General features: G+C 41.6%; 20 protein-coding genes. 7 read left to right on the forward strand and 13 right to left on the reverse strand.

Going from position 1 to position 21,990, the window contains the following annotated elements:
* Positions 1-74: 74 nt before the first annotated feature.
* Positions 75-704, forward strand: coding sequence for an alpha/beta hydrolase (locus tag B9T36_RS01800; RefSeq protein ID WP_086207875.1), 630 nt, complete (start codon positions 75-77; stop codon positions 702-704).
* Between the two features lie 402 nt (positions 705-1,106).
* Positions 1,107-1,547, forward strand: a complete 441-nt coding sequence (locus tag B9T36_RS01805) for a DUF2147 domain-containing protein (protein ID WP_086207876.1) — start codon at positions 1,107-1,109, stop codon at positions 1,545-1,547.
* A 108-nt stretch (positions 1,548-1,655) separates the two neighbouring features.
* Here B9T36_RS01805 and B9T36_RS01810 read toward each other — a convergent pair whose 3' ends face one another.
* The 4 genes from B9T36_RS01810 to pheA form a co-directional block, all read right to left on the reverse strand.
* A complete protein-coding gene (locus B9T36_RS01810; RefSeq protein ID WP_086207877.1) occupies positions 1,656-2,024 on the reverse strand; it encodes a hypothetical protein in 369 nt (122 codons plus the stop codon).
* Positions 2,025-2,133: 109 nt separating this feature from the next.
* Complete coding sequence (locus B9T36_RS01815) at positions 2,134-4,383, reverse strand: bifunctional prephenate dehydrogenase/3-phosphoshikimate 1-carboxyvinyltransferase (protein WP_086207878.1); 2,250 nt, start codon at positions 4,381-4,383, stop codon at positions 2,134-2,136.
* Positions 4,384-4,386: 3 nt separating this feature from the next.
* The gene (gene hisC, locus B9T36_RS01820; RefSeq protein WP_086207879.1) at positions 4,387-5,478 is read right to left on the reverse strand and encodes a histidinol-phosphate transaminase; all 1,092 of its coding nucleotides are present in this window, start codon (positions 5,476-5,478) and stop codon (positions 4,387-4,389) included.
* Positions 5,479-5,544: 66 nt separating this feature from the next.
* A complete protein-coding gene (gene pheA, locus B9T36_RS01825; protein WP_086207880.1) occupies positions 5,545-6,654 on the reverse strand; it encodes a prephenate dehydratase in 1,110 nt (369 codons plus the stop codon).
* 457 nt (positions 6,655-7,111) lie between these two features.
* Here pheA and B9T36_RS01830 point away from each other — a divergent pair, with 457 nt between their 5' ends.
* A complete protein-coding gene (locus tag B9T36_RS01830) occupies positions 7,112-7,630 on the forward strand; it encodes a DJ-1/PfpI family protein (RefSeq protein WP_086207881.1) in 519 nt (172 codons plus the stop codon).
* 52 nt (positions 7,631-7,682) lie between these two features.
* Here the strand turns inward: B9T36_RS01830 and B9T36_RS01835 are convergent, their stop codons facing one another.
* Both B9T36_RS01835 and B9T36_RS01840 read right to left on the reverse strand, forming a co-directional pair.
* Positions 7,683-8,825 (reverse strand): acyl-CoA dehydrogenase family protein, encoded by a 1,143-nt coding sequence (locus B9T36_RS01835; RefSeq protein WP_086207882.1) that lies wholly within the window; start codon positions 8,823-8,825, stop codon positions 7,683-7,685.
* A gap of 144 nt (positions 8,826-8,969) precedes the next feature.
* On the reverse strand, positions 8,970-10,313 hold the full coding sequence (locus tag B9T36_RS01840) for a dicarboxylate/amino acid:cation symporter (RefSeq protein WP_086207883.1): 1,344 nt from the start codon (positions 10,311-10,313) through the stop codon (positions 8,970-8,972).
* Between the two features lie 408 nt (positions 10,314-10,721).
* Here B9T36_RS01840 and B9T36_RS01845 point away from each other — a divergent pair, with 408 nt between their 5' ends.
* Complete coding sequence (locus B9T36_RS01845) at positions 10,722-11,720, forward strand: glycosyl transferase family protein (RefSeq protein WP_086207884.1); 999 nt, start codon at positions 10,722-10,724, stop codon at positions 11,718-11,720.
* Positions 11,721-11,792: 72 nt separating this feature from the next.
* Here B9T36_RS01845 and B9T36_RS01850 read toward each other — a convergent pair whose 3' ends face one another.
* Together B9T36_RS01850 and B9T36_RS01855 are read right to left on the reverse strand one after the other, a co-directional pair.
* Positions 11,793-12,065: a YeaC family protein gene (locus B9T36_RS01850; RefSeq protein ID WP_086207885.1), complete on the reverse strand. Its 273-nt coding sequence runs from the start codon at positions 12,063-12,065 to the stop codon at positions 11,793-11,795.
* 3 nt (positions 12,066-12,068) lie between these two features.
* Positions 12,069-13,007 carry an NAD(+) kinase gene (locus B9T36_RS01855; protein ID WP_171264389.1) on the reverse strand — a complete coding sequence of 313 codons (939 nt, stop codon included), beginning with the start codon at positions 13,005-13,007 and terminating at the stop codon, positions 12,069-12,071.
* Between the two features lie 152 nt (positions 13,008-13,159).
* On the opposite strand from B9T36_RS01855, the gene mrcB reads away from it, so the two are divergent.
* Positions 13,160-15,556 carry a penicillin-binding protein 1B gene (gene mrcB / locus B9T36_RS01860; protein ID WP_086207887.1) on the forward strand — a complete coding sequence of 799 codons (2,397 nt, stop codon included), beginning with the start codon at positions 13,160-13,162 and terminating at the stop codon, positions 15,554-15,556.
* Positions 15,557-15,577: 21 nt separating this feature from the next.
* A complete protein-coding gene (locus B9T36_RS01865) occupies positions 15,578-16,123 on the forward strand; it encodes a hypothetical protein (protein WP_086207888.1) in 546 nt (181 codons plus the stop codon).
* Positions 16,124-16,135: 12 nt separating this feature from the next.
* Here B9T36_RS01865 and B9T36_RS01870 read toward each other — a convergent pair whose 3' ends face one another.
* Positions 16,136-17,035, reverse strand: coding sequence for an NUDIX domain-containing protein (locus B9T36_RS01870; RefSeq protein ID WP_086207889.1), 900 nt, complete (start codon positions 17,033-17,035; stop codon positions 16,136-16,138).
* A 150-nt stretch (positions 17,036-17,185) separates the two neighbouring features.
* On the opposite strand from B9T36_RS01870, the gene hemP reads away from it, so the two are divergent.
* Positions 17,186-17,353: a hemin uptake protein HemP gene (gene hemP, locus B9T36_RS01875; RefSeq protein ID WP_004696105.1), complete on the forward strand. Its 168-nt coding sequence runs from the start codon at positions 17,186-17,188 to the stop codon at positions 17,351-17,353.
* Positions 17,354-17,466: 113 nt separating this feature from the next.
* Here hemP and B9T36_RS01880 read toward each other — a convergent pair whose 3' ends face one another.
* The 4 genes from B9T36_RS01880 to B9T36_RS01895 all read right to left on the reverse strand — a co-directional run bounded on the left by B9T36_RS01880 (position 17,467) and on the right by B9T36_RS01895 (position 21,821).
* On the reverse strand, positions 17,467-18,804 hold the full coding sequence (locus tag B9T36_RS01880; RefSeq protein ID WP_086207890.1) for a sensor histidine kinase: 1,338 nt from the start codon (positions 18,802-18,804) through the stop codon (positions 17,467-17,469).
* On the reverse strand, positions 18,804-19,466 hold the full coding sequence (locus B9T36_RS01885; RefSeq protein ID WP_086207891.1) for a response regulator transcription factor: 663 nt from the start codon (positions 19,464-19,466) through the stop codon (positions 18,804-18,806). Before B9T36_RS01885 ends, B9T36_RS01880 begins: the two co-directional genes overlap by 1 nt.
* Before the next feature lie 133 nt (positions 19,467-19,599).
* The gene (locus tag B9T36_RS01890) at positions 19,600-19,962 is read right to left on the reverse strand and encodes a NirD/YgiW/YdeI family stress tolerance protein (RefSeq protein ID WP_086207892.1); all 363 of its coding nucleotides are present in this window, start codon (positions 19,960-19,962) and stop codon (positions 19,600-19,602) included.
* A gap of 101 nt (positions 19,963-20,063) precedes the next feature.
* Positions 20,064-21,821, reverse strand: coding sequence for a GspE/PulE family protein (locus B9T36_RS01895; RefSeq protein WP_086207893.1), 1,758 nt, complete (start codon positions 21,819-21,821; stop codon positions 20,064-20,066).
* Positions 21,822-21,990 lie beyond the last annotated feature (169 nt).

Here is a 21,990-nt window from a genome sequence, read left to right on the forward strand (position 1 = left end):
ATTGCCAATCTGTGTTTTTAATAAGCATAAACGGTTAAACTAGCCGATTCTCCTGTTATATGTATCTATTTTCTATGTCTGAGCAGATGTTCATTCAAGGTCCAGTTGGGCAAATTGAAGTTTTTGTAGACTATCCACAGGGTGAAGTGAAAGGATTCGCGGTAGTAACTCACCCCCATCCCCTGCAAGGTGGTACGCCTCAACACAAGGTGCCTGCTTTACTTGCACAAATGTTTTTAGAACGCGGTTGCGTTGTGTATCGCCCAAGTTTCCGTGGTTCTGGTCAAAGTGCTGGTGAGCACGACGAAGGTCACGGCGAAACGATAGACACCTTAGAAGTTATACACTACGCACGTAGCCAACACGCAGACTTACCTTTTTATGCAGGTGGTTTTAGCTTTGGTGCACATGTCATGGCAAAAAGCTACTCTATGCTTCCAGTAGATGTTCATCCTGTACAAACTATTTTATGTGGCTTACCAACAGCAACTGTAGCGGGTGTACGTCACTATGTTACCCCACACATTAAGGGTGACATCTTGTTTATTCATGGTGAAGCCGATGATGTCACATTGCTCTCCGATATGATCCAGTGGGCTAAACCACAGCGCCATTTAGTGACTGTATTACCGGGCGCAAACCATTTCTTTACAGGTTATTTAAAGCAGTTACGTATCGCGATTACACGTTTTCTGTGGATTTAATGCTTAAAGGAGTTCAAGAGAGAAATGATGATCTTCTTTAGAACATTTCTTTCTTGAGTTTTCCAGCATTTCACTTCGCACTTTTCTTTGATTACACATTTAGGTATCACTTTATTTTATTGTCTTGATCTGAACAGCGCGTTTTTAATCACTTATTTCATCTTCTATATTTTTTTGATGATCTCTTTTGAACTCCATATTAGATCGCTTCAAAACCGACATGCCCCCCCCACATTTAAATATCCGTGAAGTTTCAAACCGTATCATGGCACATTATGCAACTATATCTTTTTTAACTTGGTATATTCTGCATAACCTTTTTCAAATAATTAATTATACAATCAATGCCTTGGCTCAAGAGAGCTACAGATTTAAATAATTTTTAAAATATTCAAGGATCTTATGAAAACAATTATTGGGGCTATTTTAGTTGCTGTAACAACTACATCCATCTGGGCTCAGGATATTACAGGAACTTGGCGCTATATCGACGATAAGACAGGCGAACCCAAAGGTCTGGTTAAAATTGAAAAGCAAGCCAATGGGACTTATGCTGGAACTGCACTGAAAGCAACTCCTCGCCCAGGTTATACAGCAAAAGAATTTTGCACCAACTGTCCAGCACCGTACACAGATAAACCGATTATTGGCATGCAAGTGATTACGGGTTTAAAAACTGACAATAATATTAATTATACGCATGGCAAAATTATTGATCCCGTTTCAGGCAAACTGTATAGCCTGAAAGGAAAAATTAGCCCAAACGGCAAAAAGCTTTTTTTACGTGGGTATTTAGGGGTTTCAGCTGTGGGACGTAGCCAGACTTGGTTACGTGTGGAGTAGGTCTTATAGCACATCATGCAATAGACGCATTGACCCATTAAAATATTAAACTTGTTCTGTCCTAGAAAATGCTGAATGATAAAATATTCAGCATTTTTCCCCATTCGGCTAACTATTTTTCCACTCAAACTCAGTAAAACTTTTATCTGTTTTTAATGTATTTTCAACTGCTTGAGCAAGTTGATTCAATAAGCTACGCTCCGCAATACGGTCTACCCAGTCCTGCTCTTCATCAGGATAAGAAGCAATTTCACATACCAAGTTTCCTTCGTTGTCATGACCTTGGCAAGTAATAGACAACGGCAAAGTATGGTTATCCACACTCACAGCCACCTGATCACCACTTTGTGGCAACGTTTCAAAGCCAAATTGCCCCAATTTTTGAACCAATAACTGTTGCACCTGCTTTTGTACTACAGCATTGTCATTTAGGCTATGCGGTTGTCCATGCTGTGCCGTAAATTGTAATTTTCTCATTAATCATCCTAAAGGCTTTTTTGTTATATGGGTTTAAGCATAAAGGGTAAAAACAAAACAGCCAAGCAAAAGCTTGGCTGTAATTCAACAAAGTCGTTAAGCTTTGGTCTTATTCAGTGACTTGAATCGCTAAACCGGCTTGATTGCTCAATTGCGTAAAGGTAGGGAAACTGGTTGCAACCGTTTCAGTACCTACAATTTTAATTTCACCAGAAGTCCGTAAGCCTGCCATTGAGAAGCTCATTGCAATACGGTGGTCGTGATGTGATGCAATTTCACCACCAGTGAAAATCGCGCTCCATTCACCTGATCGACCTTTACCTTCAATGATGATGCCATCGTCAGTCGGTGTACAATCAATGCCCATCGTTTTTAAGCCATCTGCCATCACTTGAATACGGTCTGACTCTTTCACTCTGAGTTCAGCAGCACCCGTTAGTACGGTTTGCCCTTCTGCACAGGCAGCCGCAATAAACAATGCAGGAAATTCATCAATTGCCAGTGGCACTTGATCTTCAGGCATATGGATGCCTTTGAGTGTACGTGTACCTTGAATACGAATGTCTGCAATCGGCTCACCGCCCGCAATACGTTCATTCTCAACCGTAATGTCTGCACCCATTTGCTTCAAAATTTCGATCACACCTGTACGGGTTGGGTTAATGCCTACCGCCTCTAAAGTGATATCTGAACCTTCGGTAATCGCCGCACCCACCATAAAGAAAGCAGCCGATGAAATATCTGATGGCACTTGAATCTCTGTAGCAACGAGCTTACCACCACCTTGCAGTGAAATGCGGTTGCCTTCTGTTTTCACATCATAACCAAATGCACGCAACATACGTTCAGTATGATCACGTGTAGGTTCTGGTTCTGTGACCGATGTTTCACCTGCCGCCCATAAACCTGCCAATAAAATCCCAGATTTTACCTGCGCAGATGCCATCGGCAAATCATAGTGAATGCCTTGTAAAGCTTGACTTCCAGTAATAGAAACAGGGGGTGTGCCACGTTCACCTGTGGTTTGAATCTGAGCACCCATTTCACGTAACGGTTTAGCAATACGTTCCATTGGACGCTTCGACAGTGATGCATCACCCGTCATTACAGAGTCAAATTTCTGTGCAGAGAGCATGCCTGAAAGCAGACGCATCGAAGTACCTGAGTTACCCATGTAAAGTGCACTTGCTGGCGCTTTTAGGCCATTTACGCCCACGCCATGAATTGTCACTTCACCATTTTTAGGACCTTCAATACTCACGCCCATATCACGGAACGCTTGTAAGGTCGCTAACGCATCTTCCCCTTCCAAGAAACCTGTCACATGCGTCGTTCCTTCCGCAATTGCACCAAACATGATTGAACGGTGTGACACAGATTTATCACCTGGCACGCTAAACTTACCTTGGAAACTTTTTTTACCTGGTAATATGGTGAATTGCTGTGTCGTCACTTTATTGTTCTCCATGAAAGGTTTTTGAGCGAGCATATGGTTAAAATGCTGGCGTGCTGCTTGCGCATGTCCAAGCAAGCCCATTAAAGCATGTGAATCTTCATCTTCAATGAGTTTACGAATCGTTGCCAGTTGGTTCTCAAAACCATCTACGGCATTTAAAATGGCTTTTTTATTGGCAAAGAAGATGTCATGCCACATTTGCGGATCACTTGCCGCAATTCGAGAAAAATCACGGAAGCCCCCCGCAGCATAGCGAAAAATATCTAAATTATCTTCACGGTTTGCCAGTTGTTCGACTAAGTTAAAAGCCATCAAATGCGGAAGATGACTGGTATGCGCCAAGACTTCATCATGCTTGGCCACATCCATACAAATCACTTCTGCTTTCGCAGCTTGCCACAGTTGGATCAGTTTCTCTACCGCCCAATCAGCACTGGTCGGTAACGGTGTCAAAATCACTTTATGATTTGCAAATAAATCGACCTTACCCGCATGAACTCCCGTGTGTTCTGCTCCCGCAATTGGGTGTCCCGGTACAAAACCAGCGGGCAATGCCTCGCCATACACGGCTTTAGCCGCCTCGACCACATTGCCTTTGGTACTGCCTACATCGGTAATAATCGTATGTTCTTGCAAATACGGTTTAATGGTTTCCAGTACTTTTTGGGTTGCACGAACAGGTAAGGCTAAAACCACCAAATCCGCACCTTGAACTGCCTCTACAGGGTCACTATAGCCTTGTTGGATTAAGCCTAATGCTTTGGCATCCTGTAGGGTTCTCTCAGAGCGTGTTGATGCTACAATTTGCTTTGCTAAACCCTCAGCAATCATGACCCGTGCAAGACTTGAACCAATCAGTCCTAGTCCAATAAATGCAACTTTTTCAAACAGTGGCACAGACATAATTTAAGTGTTCGCCTCTAAACCAAGTACTTTAGCCAAAGCTGTTAAAAATTTCGCATTTTCAGCTTCAGTACCAATGGACACACGCAGATGATGCGCAATTCCTACTGGGCGAACAATCACACCTTCTTTTAACAACGCATTAAAAGTCTGTGTTGGGTCAGCTTGTATGTCCACCAAAATAAAGTTAGCGCGTGAAGGCACAAAACTTAATCCTAAAGCTTTAAACCCTGCTTCCAATTGCGCCATGCCAGCTTTATTGACCACACGTGATTTCTCAATAAAATCTTTATCTTTCAGTGCCGCAACAGCAGCCACCATAGCTAAATGGTTGACGTTAAACGGTTGACGAATACGATTTAAGAAATCTGTTACTTCTGCTGATGCTAAAGCAAAGCCAACACGTAAGGCTGCCAAACCAAAACACTTCGACATGGTACGGCTGACAATCAAGTTTGGGTACTGGGCTAAAAATTTTAAACTGTTGAAGTTCTCTGGGAAATATTCCACATAGGCTTCATCTAAAACCACGATCACATGGCTCGGTACTTTTTGCATGAAGCGATCAAATTCAGCTTCTTCAAACCAAGTCCCTGTTGGGTTATTCGGATTTGCAATAAATACTAATTTGGTATTGCTTTTAATGGCCGCTGCCATCGCCTCAAGATCATGCGAAAAACCTTGAGCAGGCACTTCTATTGCTTCAGCATTAATGGCTTGAGTGAGCAAAGCATAGACCGCAAATGCATGTTGACTAAACACGACTGAGTCTTTATCAGAAACAAAAGCGCGCGCAAATATTTCAAGCAAATCGTTTGAACCATTACCAAGGGTAATGCAATTATGCGCCACACCAAACTGAGTATGGATTTCATCTTTTAAGATAAAACCGCCACCATCTGGATATCGTCCAATTTGCGCCAATTCAGCAGCAACTGCTTCTTTTACTTTGTCAGAACAACCCAAAGGGTTTTCATTTGAGGCAAGTTTAACAATATCGGTAATCCCCAATTCACGCTCTAATTCGCTAATAGGTTTACCAGGTTGGTATGGTTTTAACTTTGAAATACCTTCATTGGCTGGAGCAAACGACATGTGACCTTTCCATTCTTACAAGTGGTTATAGGGTTGAGTTCTTTACAAACCCAACCACCTTGGAGATTACAATACTGCTATCGGATATGAACCCAATACTCGAACTTCTTTTACTAGTGGACGAATCTCTTCAATCGCCGCTTTAACATTGTCTTGTTCCACATGCCCTTCTAAATCAATAAAGAAGACATAAGCCCATTTTTCAGGCAGCGCAGGACGGGTTTCAATGCTGGTCAAGCTAATATTATGCTTTGCAAAAGGTGCTAAAATTTCAAGCAATGCACCTGCACGATCGTGTGCTGAAATCAAAAGCGAAGTTTTATCATTGCCACTTTGTGGCACTTTTTCACGGCCAATCACTAAAAAGCGCGTTGTATTTTCTGGATTATCTTCAATATTGCTGTGCAAAATTTCAAGATCATAAATGGTTGCAGCCACCTCAGACGCAATCGCAGCCGAATGCCATTCTGTACGAATACGACGCGCCGCTTCTGCATTTGAACTTAAAGCTACACGCTCAACACTTGGATAGTGTGCATCTAACCATGCACGGCACTGTGCTAAAGTTTGCTGATGTGCATAAATTTGTTTAATACTATCTTTGCGGGTGTTTTCAGACACAAGGAACTGATGGTGAATACGCAATTCAACTTCACCAATCACATTTAAGTGAGACGATTTAAAACAATCTAATGTATGGTTAACCACACCTTCAGATGAATTCTCGACAGGCACCAAACCATAATGTGCACTGCCCGCTTCCACTTCACGGAAAACTTCATCAATGGTAGGTAGAGGACGAACCACAGCATCATGACCAAAATGCTTTAAAACTGCAGAATGTGTATAGGTGCCGACAGGTCCCAAAAATGCAATACTTTGTGGCGCTTCAAGCGCTAAACACGCAGACATAATTTCGCGGAACAGACGCGCCATAGTCACATCAGACAAAGGACCTTCATTACGCTCCATAACATTACGTAAAACTTGCGCCTCACGTTCTGGACGGTAAAACATTGGATTCTCTTCAGAAGCAAATTTTGCTTTTGCAACAGCTTCCGCCAGTTTTGCTCGACGGTTAATAAGTTGTTGAATCTGCTGATCAACAGAGTCGATATCCTGACGGATTTGATTGAGGTCAAGAGAAGTCGTTGTGTTTTGATCGTCTTGGATCATTGTTATGTCGCCCTTCATATACATTGTGCAAACAGTATAACAATAGTTAGCTTTGAAATCTTGCGCAATAAGACTTTGCATGTTTCAGTGCTAAAAACATACAGTTGATTTAATCATCAAGTTAATCAATAAACTGCCTAAATAATCGACATCAATAAAATCACTGAGGAATCTGTATTGAGCTTGCACATATTATGCAGAACACCCTTAAAAACACACCTCACCTGATTATTGAATTTTTATCTAAGTCTAATGTTTTTAACACTTAAACTTGGTTTAGAAAATTTTTGCTACATCTAGGTAAAAATCACCATTTATCTGTATTTCAGTGCGTTAGACTTTGTTTTAAAATATGCTTTACTTAAGTTGACGTATTCATAACAAAGAGAGTATGCAGCACGACAGATTGCTCTATAGTCTCAATAAAACAAAACAATAATGAACTGTAGGTACTGTCATGCACAAGAAAATTGCGGTCTTAGTCACCTATGACTTTGAGGATGCCGAATATGCTGAACCTGTTGAAGCATTTCGGGCAGCTCGGCATAGTATTATTAATCTTGAAAGTCAGGCCGGCAAAATTATTTATGGTAAAAAGCGTAAAGCCTTTGTGACCATCGACCAAAGTATAGATGATGCCTCAGTGCATGACTTTGATGCCTTACTCATCCCAGGCGGTTTCTCCCCTGACAACCTGTGTCAAGATGAACGCTATGTCCTATTTGTCAGGCAATTTGCAAACACGCAAAAGCCCATTTTATGCAGTGCCGATGCCCCAAAAGTTTTGATGCATGCAGGAGTCGTAAAAGGTCGACGTATGACGTGCATCCACCACCTTCATCAGGACTTAGAAGATGCAGGCGCGGTGCTATATAATACAGGGGTAGTGAATGACAATAACTTGTACATTTCATCACAAACGCAGCACGACTTACCTGCTTTTATTAGAGAAAGCCTGCTCGTACTCAGTCGCTAAAGAACCAATGCAAGCTCTTTAGCCAACCGATCGGTTTCTCGCTCAGTAACTATTAACGTCCCAACAAACTACGTGCGACAATTTCTTTCATAATTTCATTGGTTCCACCATAGATGCGTTGTATACGCGCATCGACAAAGAAACGTGAAATTGGATATTCACTCATATAGCCATAGCCTCCAAAGAGCTGTAATAAATTATCTGCCACCTTCATTTGCATATCCGTTGAAAAGCTTTTCAGTGCTGCTGCGGTTTCTACATCCAACTTGCCTTGCATATAAAGCTCCACGTTTTGATTGTAAAAAGCTGCTGTGGCTTGTTCATCAATCTTGGCTTGAGCCAAAACAAAACGTGTATTTTGGAACTGAGAAATATGTTGACCAAAGGCTTGACGCTCTTTGACGTATTGAATAGTGGCATCAATCGAACCGCGAATTGCACCTATAGCGGTTGCTGCAATTGCTGTACGCTCACGTGGTAGCTCTTGCATCAAATAAGCAAAACCTTGACCTGCTTGTCCCAACAATTGATCTTTCGGAACTTTTACATTGTCATAAAACAACTCAGAAGTGTCTTGCGAATGCAGGCCAATTTTATCGAGATTGGTCCCTTTTTTAAAACCTTCTAAATGTGTATCGACCAACATCAGTGAAACACCCTTTGCACGAGCTTGCGGATCAGTTTTTACCGCCAATACCACAAGGTCAGCATGCTGCCCATTTGAAATAAAGGTTTTAGAACCATTTAAAATATAATGCTCCCCTTGCAAAATCGCATTACTTCGCATGGCTTGTAAGTCTGAACCCGCACCCGGCTCCGTCATCCCTATTGCACCGACCACTTCACCTGACACCATTTGCGGTAACCAGTACTGCTTCTGTGCTTCAGTTCCAATATGCAAAATATACGGTGCTGCAATTTCGGAGTGACAAGAAATACCTGTCGATAAAGCACTAAAACCTGCTCGTGCCGACTCCTCAACCAACATCAGCGAATAATGCGTTGGAACGCCATAACCGCCGTATTCCTCTGGAACATCGACACATAAGAACCCATTTTCACCCAATGCGTTCCATACCGAACGCGGCATTAAGCCTTCTCGTTCCCATTGTTCATAATGCGGTGCAATGTGTTCATTCATAAAGCGACGAAAATTATCGCGAAATAGCTCTAAGTCTGCATCGTAATTCAGCATGTTTTTTCCTTATGTTGATGTTGTTTTATTATTCAGCTCACATGCTAGCCATTTTTAATGCAACTGTCATGACCGCATTAGGCCATTTTTTTATGCGCATAAAAAAAGGAAGCCATTCGGCTTCCTTTTTAAGATGAACTGAAATTATGCGTGAGCATTTTCTTCAACAGCCATTTGGCGGTCTACTTCATCTGGGTTTGCTAGTGCAAAATGTAGTTTTTCTTGGTCTAACTGACCCACCCATTTCGCAACAACAATCGTTGCCAATGAGTTACCCACCAAGTTGGTTAAGGCACGTGCTTCAGACATGAAACGGTCAATACCTAAAATGAGAGCAAGACCCGCCACTGGAATATGACCAACAGCTGATAAAGTCGCAGCCATTACAATAAAGCCCGAACCTGTGACACCTGCAGCACCTTTCGATGAAATCAATAACACACCCAATAAAGTTACTTGGTGCATCAGATCAAGCTGAGTATTGGTCGCTTGAGCAATAAAGATCGCTGCCATCGTTAAGTAGATTGAGGTACCGTCTAAGTTAAATGAATAACCTGTTGGAATAACCAAACCAACCACTGACTTTTCACAACCCGCAATTTCAAGCTTTTTCAACATACGCGGTAAAACCGATTCTGAAGATGACGTACCCAGTACAATCAATAATTCTTCGCGAATCATGCGAATCATTTTCAAAATACTGAAGCCACAAAGACGTGAAATTGTGCCTAGAACCAAGAAAATGAAAAGCAAACAGGTAATGTAGAAGCAGATGATCAACTGAGCAAGTTGCGCCAAGCTGCCAATACCATATTTACCAATGGTATATGCCATTGCACCAAACGCACCAATTGGAGCAAGCTTCATGATCATGTTTACAATGTTAAAGAACACATGCGAAATTTGATCAATAAACTTAAGAACTGGTTTACCTGCGTCACCCAACTTATGTAATGCAAAACCAAACATGAGTGCAAACAGCAATACTTGTAGGATTTCACCTTCAGCAAATGCGCCAACCACAGTGTTTGGAATGATGTGCATAAAGAAGTCGACAGTTGTTTGCTGCTGTCCCGATTCAACAAATTTCGAGATACCCGAAGTATCTAGTGTTGAAGGGTCAACATTCATGCCTACACCTGGTTTCCAGATGTTAATGACCAGTAAACCGATCAATAATGCAATCGTCGATACAATTTCAAAATAAAGTAACGCAACACCGCCTGTTTTACCCACAGACTTCATGCTTTCCATACCCGCGATACCACTCACCACGGTACAGAAAATCACTGGCGCAATAATCATCTTGATCAGTTTAATAAAGCCTTGACCTAGAGGATAAAAAAGCTCGCCCCAGCCGGGTACATATTCTTCAACGCCATTGATAACTTGCGTACCGCTAGGGAAAAAATGCCCTACCAAGATACCCGCAATAATCGCGACAATAACTTGAAAATATAGTGACTTATAGATTGGTTTCTTAGTCATAACTAATACTTCTGTAAATCAAAAAACTGAAAAAATCGGTATACCTACATATCCTTATAGGCAGCAGGCTTTCTGATAAACACAAAAAAGCCCACAGTTTGGACCGCGCCCAAACACCGGGTAAAAATCATGCTGTACAAACATTAGCTATGTGATGAAATTCACAGTTCATTCACATCTACTATAATGGGAGAAACTTAAAAACTAGCAAGTCACAACAATTGAGTAAATTTTACCTAACATTCTTTAAGCAAAGTAAACTCATTTTAAAAATAATGTATAAAATCTAAACAATATGACTCATACTTTAGTCTAATGATGAAAAATTATTTAAAATTAAAAGTGCTATTTTTTTTGATCGTTCATCTAAAATAGTACACCATAGCCGTCACTTACGTTGGTTTGTTCATGAACAACAAAAGAAATATTTATAAAGATACTGAGCACCCTTTTGCCCAGTTTGTTCGCATTATTGGCAAAGGGAAAAACGGTGCACGTTCTCTCAGTTATGAAGAGGCCTATCAAGCCTTTGACATGATTTTGAAAAACCAAGTCTTAGATGTGCAGCTTGGCGCATTTCTGATGTTACTCCGTGTAAAGGAGGAGTCTGTAGATGAACTGGCAGGTTTTGTTCAAGCCACTCGTGATCAACTACCATTTACTGCTCTCGATGTCGATTTAGACTGGTCTTCTTATGCGGGTAAACGTAAGCACTATCCATGGTTTCTTTTGGCAGCGCTGACTTTAGCCAAAGCGGGTTATAAGGTTGTGATGCATGGTGCATCAGGTCATACCATTAACCGTATTTATACCGAACAAGTATTAGAGTATCTCGATTTTAATATTTGCCAAAACCAAGCAGATGTGGAACAGGAATTAGCAACACATAATTTTGCTTATTTACCTTTACATGCCATTTCCCCGATTCTAAGTGAGCTAATTTCCCTGCGAAATGTGATGGGGCTTCGTTCACCTATTCATACCCTTGCACGCTTGATCAATCCGTTTAATGCCAAAGCGACTTTGCAAGCTATTTTCCATCCAGCCTATCGTGGTTCGCATCAACAAGCAGCATTTAAACTGGGTTATCAAAATAGTGCTGTCATTAAAGGCGAAGGTGGCGAGTTTGAACGTAACCCTGATGCTAAAACGTTAATCTGTGGTATTAAAAATGGTGAACTTTACGAACATGAACTACCAAAGCTCACCAACAACCGCAGCCCAATCGAAGAAGAACTGGATTTGGCCGAGTTTAAAGCAGTTTGGCTGGGTGAAAAACAGCACGAATATGGTGAAATGGCAGTGACTGAAACCATTGGCATTGCACTATATACCATGGGAATCTGCGAGCAATATGAAGAAGCGATGCAACAGGCAAAACGTTTATGGCAAAACCGTCTCCACTAAGCACGTTCGATACTCATAAACGTTAAAGTAAAAAGCTAAGCACTGGGCTTAGCTTTTTATCTTTAAAAGAACTTAAATAAATTTGATAGGCTGGAAATCGTCATGCTGATGGTGATGATCATCATCACACTCTTCACCGTCTTCTTTCGTGCCACGGTCGATATAACCACTGCGCTCATCCTCAGGTAAATGTTTCATTTCCCACGCATAGACCGCTTGCATCGAAATTTCACGCTGTTCTTTGGTTAACGCAACCCCATTTGGCCATTTACCAATTTCAACCGCTGTTCTTAAACGCTCAACAATTTCAGGATTGAGCACAGCTAACATTTGTTCAATATTCATGATTTAATCCTGCTGAAAAGAGTCAAAATCTTGATTCCAGCCGAGTTTGGTTCGGCATGACATATAAAAGTCATAACCCGGCGGATGTAATAAATTCAGTTTAAAGGGATGTTTACGAATATGTAAACTGTCACCGACATTTAAAGATACGCTGTGCTGACCATCGGCACTAACCATCGGTAATACACGGTTTTCACGAATGAAAATCTTAATTTCACTGTGTCCACCCACCACAATTGGGCGTGAAGACAAAGTGTGGGGATGCATTGGAACTAAAGCGATCGCATCCATACTCGGATGTACAATGGGTCCACCACCAGACAGCGAATAAGCTGTTGAACCTGTTGGAGTCGATACAATCAAACCATCGCTATGTTGACGATAAACATATTGGCCATCAATATTGAGCTCAAAGTCAATCATATGTACCGATTTACCTGAGTGCAACACCACATCGTTTAGGGCAATCGCATCATAAATGGTTTCACCTTTTGAGCGAATTTCCATTTCCAACAGGAAACGGCGGTCCAGTTGAAATTCACCTTTTAAGACTTGATCGAGCTTAAAAATCACTTCTGTTGGCTTAATGTCCGTTAAAAAGCCCAAGCGACCTCGGTTTACCCCAATTACAGGGGTATTGTATTTCACCAAAGCTCGTGCGGCATGAAGAAGTGAACCATCTCCACCCACCACAATCACCAAATCGACCACTTCACCGAGAAGTGCTCGACTGACTGTTTGTGTATTTTTATAAGGAACGAGTTCAGCTGTTTCCGCATCGAAAACGGGATGTAACCCTAAACTGAGAAGATGATCATGAATAAGACATAAGGTTTCGACGACTGAAGACTTATCTGGACGCCCAATTAAGCCTATGTTTCGAAATGTTTTATGTGAAATTTGCACCAGCAACATCGCTCCGCTAAGATTCCCGCCTATCATAGCATTATTTATTTAAATTGATTCAAAACTAAAGTGACTGCTTCTATACAAATATTTATCTCTATATTTCAATTTGTTCACAGTTTAATTATTGCAAATTAGCGAAAAGCTTCGCATGATTAGCACAATTTATCAGGATCTTATCAGTATTTATGAAGTCAGAACGTGGCATCGGTATAATTGCACTGATCTTCTGCATCTTAGTCATTGCAGCTTTTTTGGTCTTTAGTATTTATTTAATAAGACTAGATTCGGTTGTTCGTGACAAGTTTGAAGGAAAGCGTTGGGATATCCCTGCGAAAGTATTCGCACGTCCGCTTGAAGTGTATACCAACGCACCGATTAGTCAGGCTGACTTTACCCAAGAGCTCAAACTTTTGGGCTATAAGTCCTCTGAAAACTATACCAAATCAGGCAATTATGTCAGTTCTGGCAATGAGTTATATGTGCATACACGTGGCTTTGATTTTGGAGATAGTGTCGAACCTGAGCAAGTACTTAAAGTCACCTTTGCTGATGAACAAGTCTCTGAAGTAAGTGCCACTAAACCTTCCTCTACAGGGATTGCACGCTTAGAGCCGATGCTCATAGGTGGGATCTATCCACAGCATAACGAAGACCGTGTACTGATTAAACTCGATAAAGTCCCTAAACCATTAATTGAAGCCTTAATCGCAACGGAAGACCGTAATTTTTATAGCCACCACGGTATTTCAATCCGTGGTACTGCACGTGCGATTGTGAGTAATGTCACAGGTGGAAAACGTCAGGGTGGTTCAACGCTGACCCAACAGTTGGTGAAAAACTTCTATCTCACTCCTGAAAAAACCATTAAGCGTAAAGTAAATGAAGCATTTATGGCTTTATTGGTTGAACTTCACTACAACAAAGATGAAATTTTAGAAGCGTATCTCAACGAAGTAAATCTCGGTCAAAATGGTAATTATTCAATTAATGGCTATGGCTTGGCTTCACAGTTCTACTTCGGCATGCCTTTACGCGAACTGAATATTGCACAACAAGCGTATTTGGTTGGTTTGGTACAAGGTCCAACCTTATATAACCCTTGGCGTAATCCAGAAGCGGCTAAAAAACGTCGTGATATCGTTTTACACAACATGTTGGTCATGGGCTATTTGACTCAAGAACAGTATGAAACTGAAACGGCTCGCCCTTTAAATGTGATTGCCAAACCAACTCTCGGCCCATCACGCTTCCCAGATTTCTTAGACATTGTACGTCGTCAGTTGCGTACCGAATACCAAGAAGGTGATTTAACCAATCAAGGTCTACGTATTTTTACAACACTCGATCCGATTGCCCAGACCAAAATTCAAGACTCGTTTAAAGCAACAGTTAATCGTTTGAGTCGTGGGTCAAATCGTTTAAAAGAGTTGCAAGGTGCTGTATTGGTTGCGCATCCTGAAAATGGTGAATTAGTCGCAGCAGTAGGATCAACACAAGATTTTACTGGGTTTAACCGCGCATTAGATGCCAAACGTCAAGTTGGCTCACTGCTCAAACCTGTAATTTATCTCAGTGCAATTCAGTCAGGTCGCTATAACTGGGCTAGTCCTGTTGAAGACAGTAGTATCAGCATTCAGTCAAATGGTCAGTCATGGACACCAAAAAACTATAGTGGCGGCGAACATGGGGTTGTACCGATGGTACAAGCTTTGTCTCATTCTTATAACTTATCATCCGTACGTTTAGGCCAAGAGTTTGGTTTATCAACATTTAGTAATCACTTAAAACGTTTCGGTGTGACTAGCAACATCCCAAGCTATCCATCTATTTTCTTGGGTGCGGTAGACATGTCTCCAATGGAGGTACTTGGCATTTATGGTAATTTTGCAACAGGGGGCTTTAAATACCCAACCAAAGCGATTCGTACCGTTGTCGATCAAAATGGTCGCCTACTGACCCGTTATGGTCTAAACGTCCAACAAACTATTGACCCTTCTTCTGCCTACGTCCTGAACTATGGACTCCAACAAGTGATGACTTCGGGCACGGGACGCTCTGCGTACAATACTCTTCCGACATCGCTCAAGCTTGCAGGAAAATCTGGCACCACCAATGACACCCGTGATTCATGGTTTGCAGGTTACTCAGGCAACTATGTTTCTGTAGTATGGTTAGGACTGGATGACAACAAACAAACAGGCTTAACAGGTTCTTCAGGTGCTTTACCTGTGTGGACAAATGTAATGAGTCAACTGCGTCAAAAGCCTGTCAATTTACGCCAACCCGATGATGTTCAATGGCACTGGATTGACAGTGGTTCAGGCTATCTTGCAGCCCAAGGTTGTGAGGGCGCAATGTATATTCCACTACTTCGTAACACCATTCCCCGAAAGGCAACCGCATGTGGCTTGCCTCATTATCAAGTTGAACCCACTTACAATCCTGAAACAGATGGTAACCAAGCTACACCTGAACAAGGCGACAGCATAGACAACTATATTCGTGAAAGTGAATCAAATATGCAACGCAACCTAGAAAATGACACGCAGGTCATTTCAAGCGGTAGCTACCAACCTGAATAAATAGGACGGATTTAAATTTTGATGTGGTTTAAACGTTTAAGTATCTTAGCAATCGTCATAACTGTGGCAGGCTGCCAAAGCCTCCCACAGCAAACTGATAAAAAAATGCCAGAGAAGGCTGAGCCGAACAAAGAGCAGCAAACACCATCAGGTGTAACGATTCACCCTTATGATCGCGAAGAAATTCAACGTCAAAAAATTGTGATTCCTGAACAAAAGACCAAACAGCAGTTTGATGATGGTCGACAACTTCCTGCATTCAAAAACTTGATGCAAAAAACACAAACCGCTTACCGCCAAGGCCAGTGGAACCAAGCTCAAGGTTTTGCTATGCAGGCGCAACGTATCGCCCCACAGTCAAGTGAAACCTTCCTGTATTTGGCGCTAATTGCCAATCAACAAAAACAACCTGCAAATGCAGAATCACTCGCGCGTCGAGGCCTGAGTTATGCGCAAAGTAATGCCATGAAAAAGCAACTTTGGAGCATTATCTTAAAAGCTGGTCAAATGCAGAAAAACCAAAAAACCATTCAACAAGCCCAGACTGCAATCAAAAGCCTGTCTTAAAAGTACGCTCCATTAAATAGAGCGCTGACCTGCTATACCATAAGCACCATAACTTTGTGCTTTGGCTAAATCAGCTAACTGTAAGCCACCTAGGGCAAAAATTGGGATGTGAATCTTTTGAGCAATCAGACTAAACTGCTCCCAGCCCAAAGTGTCACTATTCGGATGGCTTAAAGTTTCAAGTACAGGGCTAAGTAAAATGGCATCACAGCCAATATTCTGCGCATGTTCTGCACTTTCTGTGTCATGACAGGCCGCAATATAACGTTGACCAACTTTTAAATCGCCTTTACGAAGTTGCATCAGTTGAGATTGTTTCAAGTGTATAGCCGCAATTGCTTGCTGCTGTAAAGGGTTCAGCTCTTTCCACAAGCTTACATTCACAATGACTCGCGACAGCTGTTCCACACTCAGTTCCGCTATATTTAAAAGATGTTCAGGGCTTACAGGCACTCTCCAATACATCATTTGCTGTTCAGCTAAAGTCTTCAACAGCGTAATTTGCTCAGAAATCTTAATCACCTGCGGAGCATACAGTCGCTTTAAAATGGCCTGATTGGCTTTAGGAAAGTTTAAATCCTGTAACTCGGCACGTTTAAACCATGCCCAAGGCACACGAATGTCTGAAAGCTGATGATCTGAGACAATGCCATGAAACAAATGTAAATGCACAATGACGTCCTCATATTCAAACTGAATACTGTCAAAGGCATGCCAATCTGTAATATCAATTCCAACTTCTTCTAAAACCTCACGGCGACATGCGTGTTCTGTGGTTTCACCTGACTCAACTTTCCCGCCTGGAAATTCGTGCTTATTACCTTGATGTTGCTCAGCATGACGCCATCCCACCAATACTTTGCCTTGATGTAAAAGAATAGCTATAGCAACTTGAACCAGAGGTTTTGACATAATCAGATTCCATTTCAGATGTGTAGTGTGTTAAGTGACCATATGTAACGATATAGAAGTTTTTTATATTTTCAGCGATAAAATGTTGACAGCCCCATTCGATAATGATTATCATTTAAAACGTTCAATATACACCACGGAGTCGCCAGAATGAACGCACCATTTAGCTTATTTACTCGTAACGAAACAGCCCATTCACTACCAATGCTACACTCGAACAACTTATTTGCCCTAGGCCGTGAAATTCGCATTATGCACGCAGGAGAAGAGTACCGTCTACGACTCACACGCAATAATCGACTCATTCTAACCAAATAAGAATTATAAAAATTCAATAACAATAATCGTGGAAACAAGCAGTATGTCAGCGCGTACTGCTTTTTAATTGATTTAAAATATTCATTTTAATTTTATCGCTAAAAAAGCATGCTCTAAACCTTAACAACATCCAGCATCAATTCAACGCTTAAACCGCCTAAGTCAGATGGGCTAAATAACAACTGCCCTGCGTGTAAATCGACAATTTTTTGACAGATGGATAGACCTAAGCCTGAGCCTTGTGTTTTTGTACCTAAAGCCCGATAGAAGCGTTCACCCAAACGTTGGATAACTGTCACATCTACACCATATCCGCTATTTTCAATACTCAGTCTAAGCTGCTGTCTTTCAATCGTCAGCGTCACAAAAACTTTTGCCTGCTCAGGACTATAACGAATCGCATTATCAAGTACATTCCGTAGTGCACTGAATAAAAGCTGTTCATTGGCAAATACATAGACCTCTTTTGCAAGTACCATCTGAACCTCAATCTGTTTTGATTCTGCAAAAGGCTGTAAGGCTTTGACTACATCTTGTATTAACAGACTAAAATCAAATTTGCTTTTGGCTAAACTTTGACTTTGCTCTGGATCTAACCGTGCCAATAAAAGTAAATTATCGAGAACTTGTACCCCACGGCTCACATCTTGCTGAATTGGCTTAAACTCCTGCTCTAGCTCAGGAAACTTACGTTTGAGTACCTGAAGCCGCATTTGTATCGCAGACAATGGAGAACGTAGCTCATGCGAGGCATCTGCGGTAAAGCGTTGCTCTGCCACTAAGGCCTGATCTAAACGAGCCAATAGAGCATTCAACTGAGATAACATCGGTTGTAGTTCAATCAGTTCAGGTTCTGGCATAGAAATAGGCGCTAAATCATTTACCGATTTATTTGAAATTTGCTCTGAAACTTGGTGGATCGTCCGAAACTTACGTCGAATCGCAAAGTGCATCAATAGCCATTGTACGCACCAGACTAAAAGCAATACCCCACTAAAAATCAAGATGGTGTGCCCAAAGGCTTGAAAACGATCCGACATCAACTGAGTGACTTGTACCTGCAATCCATGCTCATCCTGCGCACTATAAATACGCCAAAGTTTCTGCTCTGACCAGTAAAAGCCATAAGGTGCATCTGAAACCAAACTTAAATGATCCACGGTTATTTTTTCTGGCACATCTTCTGAGGCAGTTAAAAGCTGTTGTGCGTTATCGAGTCGATAGCGAATATCAAACTCATCACTAAGTTCAGCTAAGGCCTGACCATTGCTGACAGTTAAGTCATCTGCCAACAACATATCGGCCATTTCATCCATGATCTCATCTTGCATAGACATGGTCTGATAAACCGACACTCCGATAAACATCAGCAAGGCCAAAAGCCCCGCCAGTATCGAACTGAGGAGCGAACTTTTAACGAGCTGACGTTGTAATGAAACTGGTTGAGCCATTATGTGTCCTGATTCATTCTATAACCCAAACCACGGATGGTTTTAATACAGTGGCTACCGAGTTTTTTCCGCAGTTGATAAATAAAAACCTCGATGGCATTGCTTTCGATTTCATCTCCCCACGCATATAGGCTTTCTTCTAACTGCTCACGTGTCACCACATGTTCAGGCTTGAGCATCAATTTATGCAAAATTTGAAACTCTTTGGCGGTCAAATTCACGGATTGACCATTTTGAGTTACGCTTTTGGCTTGTGGATCGAGTTGAATATTGGCATAACTCAATATATGCGAACTGCTATTTTGTTGCTGTCTCAGTTGTAGGCGAATACGAGCAGATAATTCCTCCAAACTAAAGGGTTTAACCAAATAGTCGTTGGCACCCAAGTCTAGCCCTTCGACCCGATCTCGAATGCTGTCACGCGCAGTGAGAAAAATCACAGGCGTCGAGAGGTTCTTGCTACGGACTTTCAGCAAAATGTCATCACCTGTGGCATGTGGCAATCCACGGTCTAAAAGCACACAGTCATACTGATGCTGTTCAATCGCTAAAATGGCATGATCGCCCCGCTCCACCCAGTCCACACTATAACCATCCATTTCAAGCCAAGTTTTAATACTTTCAGCTTGAGAGGCATCATCTTCTGCTAACAATATCCGCACTACTGAACCTGCCTTATCCCTGTTGTTTAAATCATGCCGTGAAATGATGAAAAATACAAAAACCACAGGGCTAAGATCAAATCTAAGCCATGTGGTTTTTTAAGAAAGTCCAATTAAGGTTGGACTAGAGTGTTTAGAATTTCACTTGATCTACATCAATTTCAACGCGTTTTGTTGGTTTATAGTCAATATCCACTTCACCGATAATGGTTACAGGTGTTTTAGCCGAAATCGCTTTGCCACCCCATAATTCATCATCAATATCGACAGTGATTGAACCTGTTTGGTCACGAAATTCATACTTCTCATCACCAATGGCTTTGACCACATAACCTTTTAACTGAACATGGCTGTCATCTTTTAAAGTTAATGCATGCTTAACCGTAGTTGGCGTTGAAGCAGCTACAGCCGCTTGGTTCACCGCTGTATTTGCTACTGCCACAGTTGTCGAACCAATCACACCAGCAACCAATAACGCTTTCATCATCATATTCATATCCAGTACCTCTATTTAATTGTTGATCTATTTGATGAAGTTATTAAACCAAAATTAGATGAGCTGAATCTTAAGAAAGCTTCAAGTAAAACATTAAACGCTTAGTTGAGAGGTACGACACGCAACACTTCTTCTAGCGTGGTGACTCCCTCTAACACTTTTCGTGCCCCTGCAATCCGCAAAGGCTCAATGCCTTCTTTTTTGGCCTGCTGACGCAGTGCAGTCAAATCACCATTTGCACCAATTAATTGTTTAGCCTCTATGCTAATAGGCATAAACTCATAAATACCAACTCGACCTTTGTAGCCCGTTTGACGACACTCTTCACAGCCTACTGCGGTAAAGACTTTTTCAGGCATCTCCATAATATAATCAAAAGTCAGGTGCTCCCACTCTTGGCTATTGATTTGTTTTTCCACTTTACAGTGTGGACATAGGCGCCGTACCAAACGTTGTGCCAATACACCCAAAATGGTGGCTGCAGTTAAAAATGGTTGTATGCCCAAATCGTGTAAACGGGTTAGACTAGAAGGCGCATCATTGGTATGTAGGGTTGAAAGTACCAAATGCCCTGTAAGTGCAGCTTGAATTGCCATATTGGCCGTATCATGGTCACGAATCTCCCCCACCATAATAATGTCGGGATCTTGGCGCATGAGTGCACGAACACCATCAGCAAAACCTAAGTCAATACCTGTGTTGACCTGCATTTGGTTAAAGCTTGGTTCTAACATTTCAATTGGGTCTTCAATGGTACAGACATTCACCTGTTCTGTTGCCAACTGTTTCAATGAAGAATAAAGCGTGGTGGTTTTACCTGAGCCTGTTGGTCCTGTCACCAAAATAATGCCATGACTATGTGAAGTCAGTGCCTTCCAATCACTGAGCAAATGCCCATCAAAACCCAACTGCTGAAAGCTACGTACCAAAACTTCTGGGTCAAAAATACGCATAACCAACTTTTCACCAAAGGCCGTTGGCAAGGTTGAAAGACGTAGTTCTGTTTCTTGTCCTTTGGGTGTACGTGTTTTTAAACGACCATCTTGTGGCTTACGTTTTTCTGCAACGTTCATTCGACCTAAAATTTTAATTCGCGAAATGACCGCCGTTAAAGTATTGGCAGGCATGTTATAAATCGTATGTAACACACCATCAATACGGAAGCGTACTTTACCATTGTCCTTACGAGGTTCTAGGTGAATATCACTGGCACTTTGTTCAAAAGCAAACTGTAAAACCCAATCAACTAATTTAACAATGTGTTGATCATTGGCATCAGGATTTTGACTATCACCTAATTGTAACAGGGCTTCAACGCCTTTATTTTCACGATCATAAATTCCTGACTTCTGTGAATTACTCACAGCGCGACTCACCTGATAATACTCCACCATATAACGTTGTAATTGTTCTGGGCTGAGCAATACGCGCTGGATTTTTTTCGGTGCGACATTGTGCTCCAAATTCGCTACCCAATCCTTCATATAGGGTTGATCTGTCGCAATCAACACTTGATTGGGTTGAACCTCTACGGCCAAGATTTTATTGCGGAAGGCAAACTCTTGGGACATCACCGAAGTCAAGGCTTGAACATCAGCTTTGAGTGGATCAATCACATAAAACGGTAACTGGGTTTTTTCGGCTAACCATTGACATAATCGGTTCAACGTCAGTCTGGACTGAGGGTGTGACTGATCCTGCATATTAAAATGGGCAATCCATTGTAAAGGGTGCCACTTTAATTGATCCCGTTGACGGTGCGAGGTTTGTACGAGATTTTTTTCTTTTTCAGTAATTCGCCCATCTTTAAAAAGTTGATCTAAGCACCAAGTGGTATCAATTTCAAAATTAAAATTCATTGTTATACGTCCCCAAACAGAACACCACTATAGCAAGATTTTCGAGATTATTTTGTACAAAGCACAGGCAAATCCTATAAATATAAAAAAGCATGTCAGCTGATCAATATAATCATGAAATAACTACGCTTTTTCTCTATTTTGACTTGAATCCACCACCCGCATTCGC

It is taken from the genome of Acinetobacter sp. ANC 4204 (genome assembly GCF_002135205.1).
Classification (GTDB): Bacteria; Pseudomonadota; Gammaproteobacteria; order Pseudomonadales; family Moraxellaceae; genus Acinetobacter.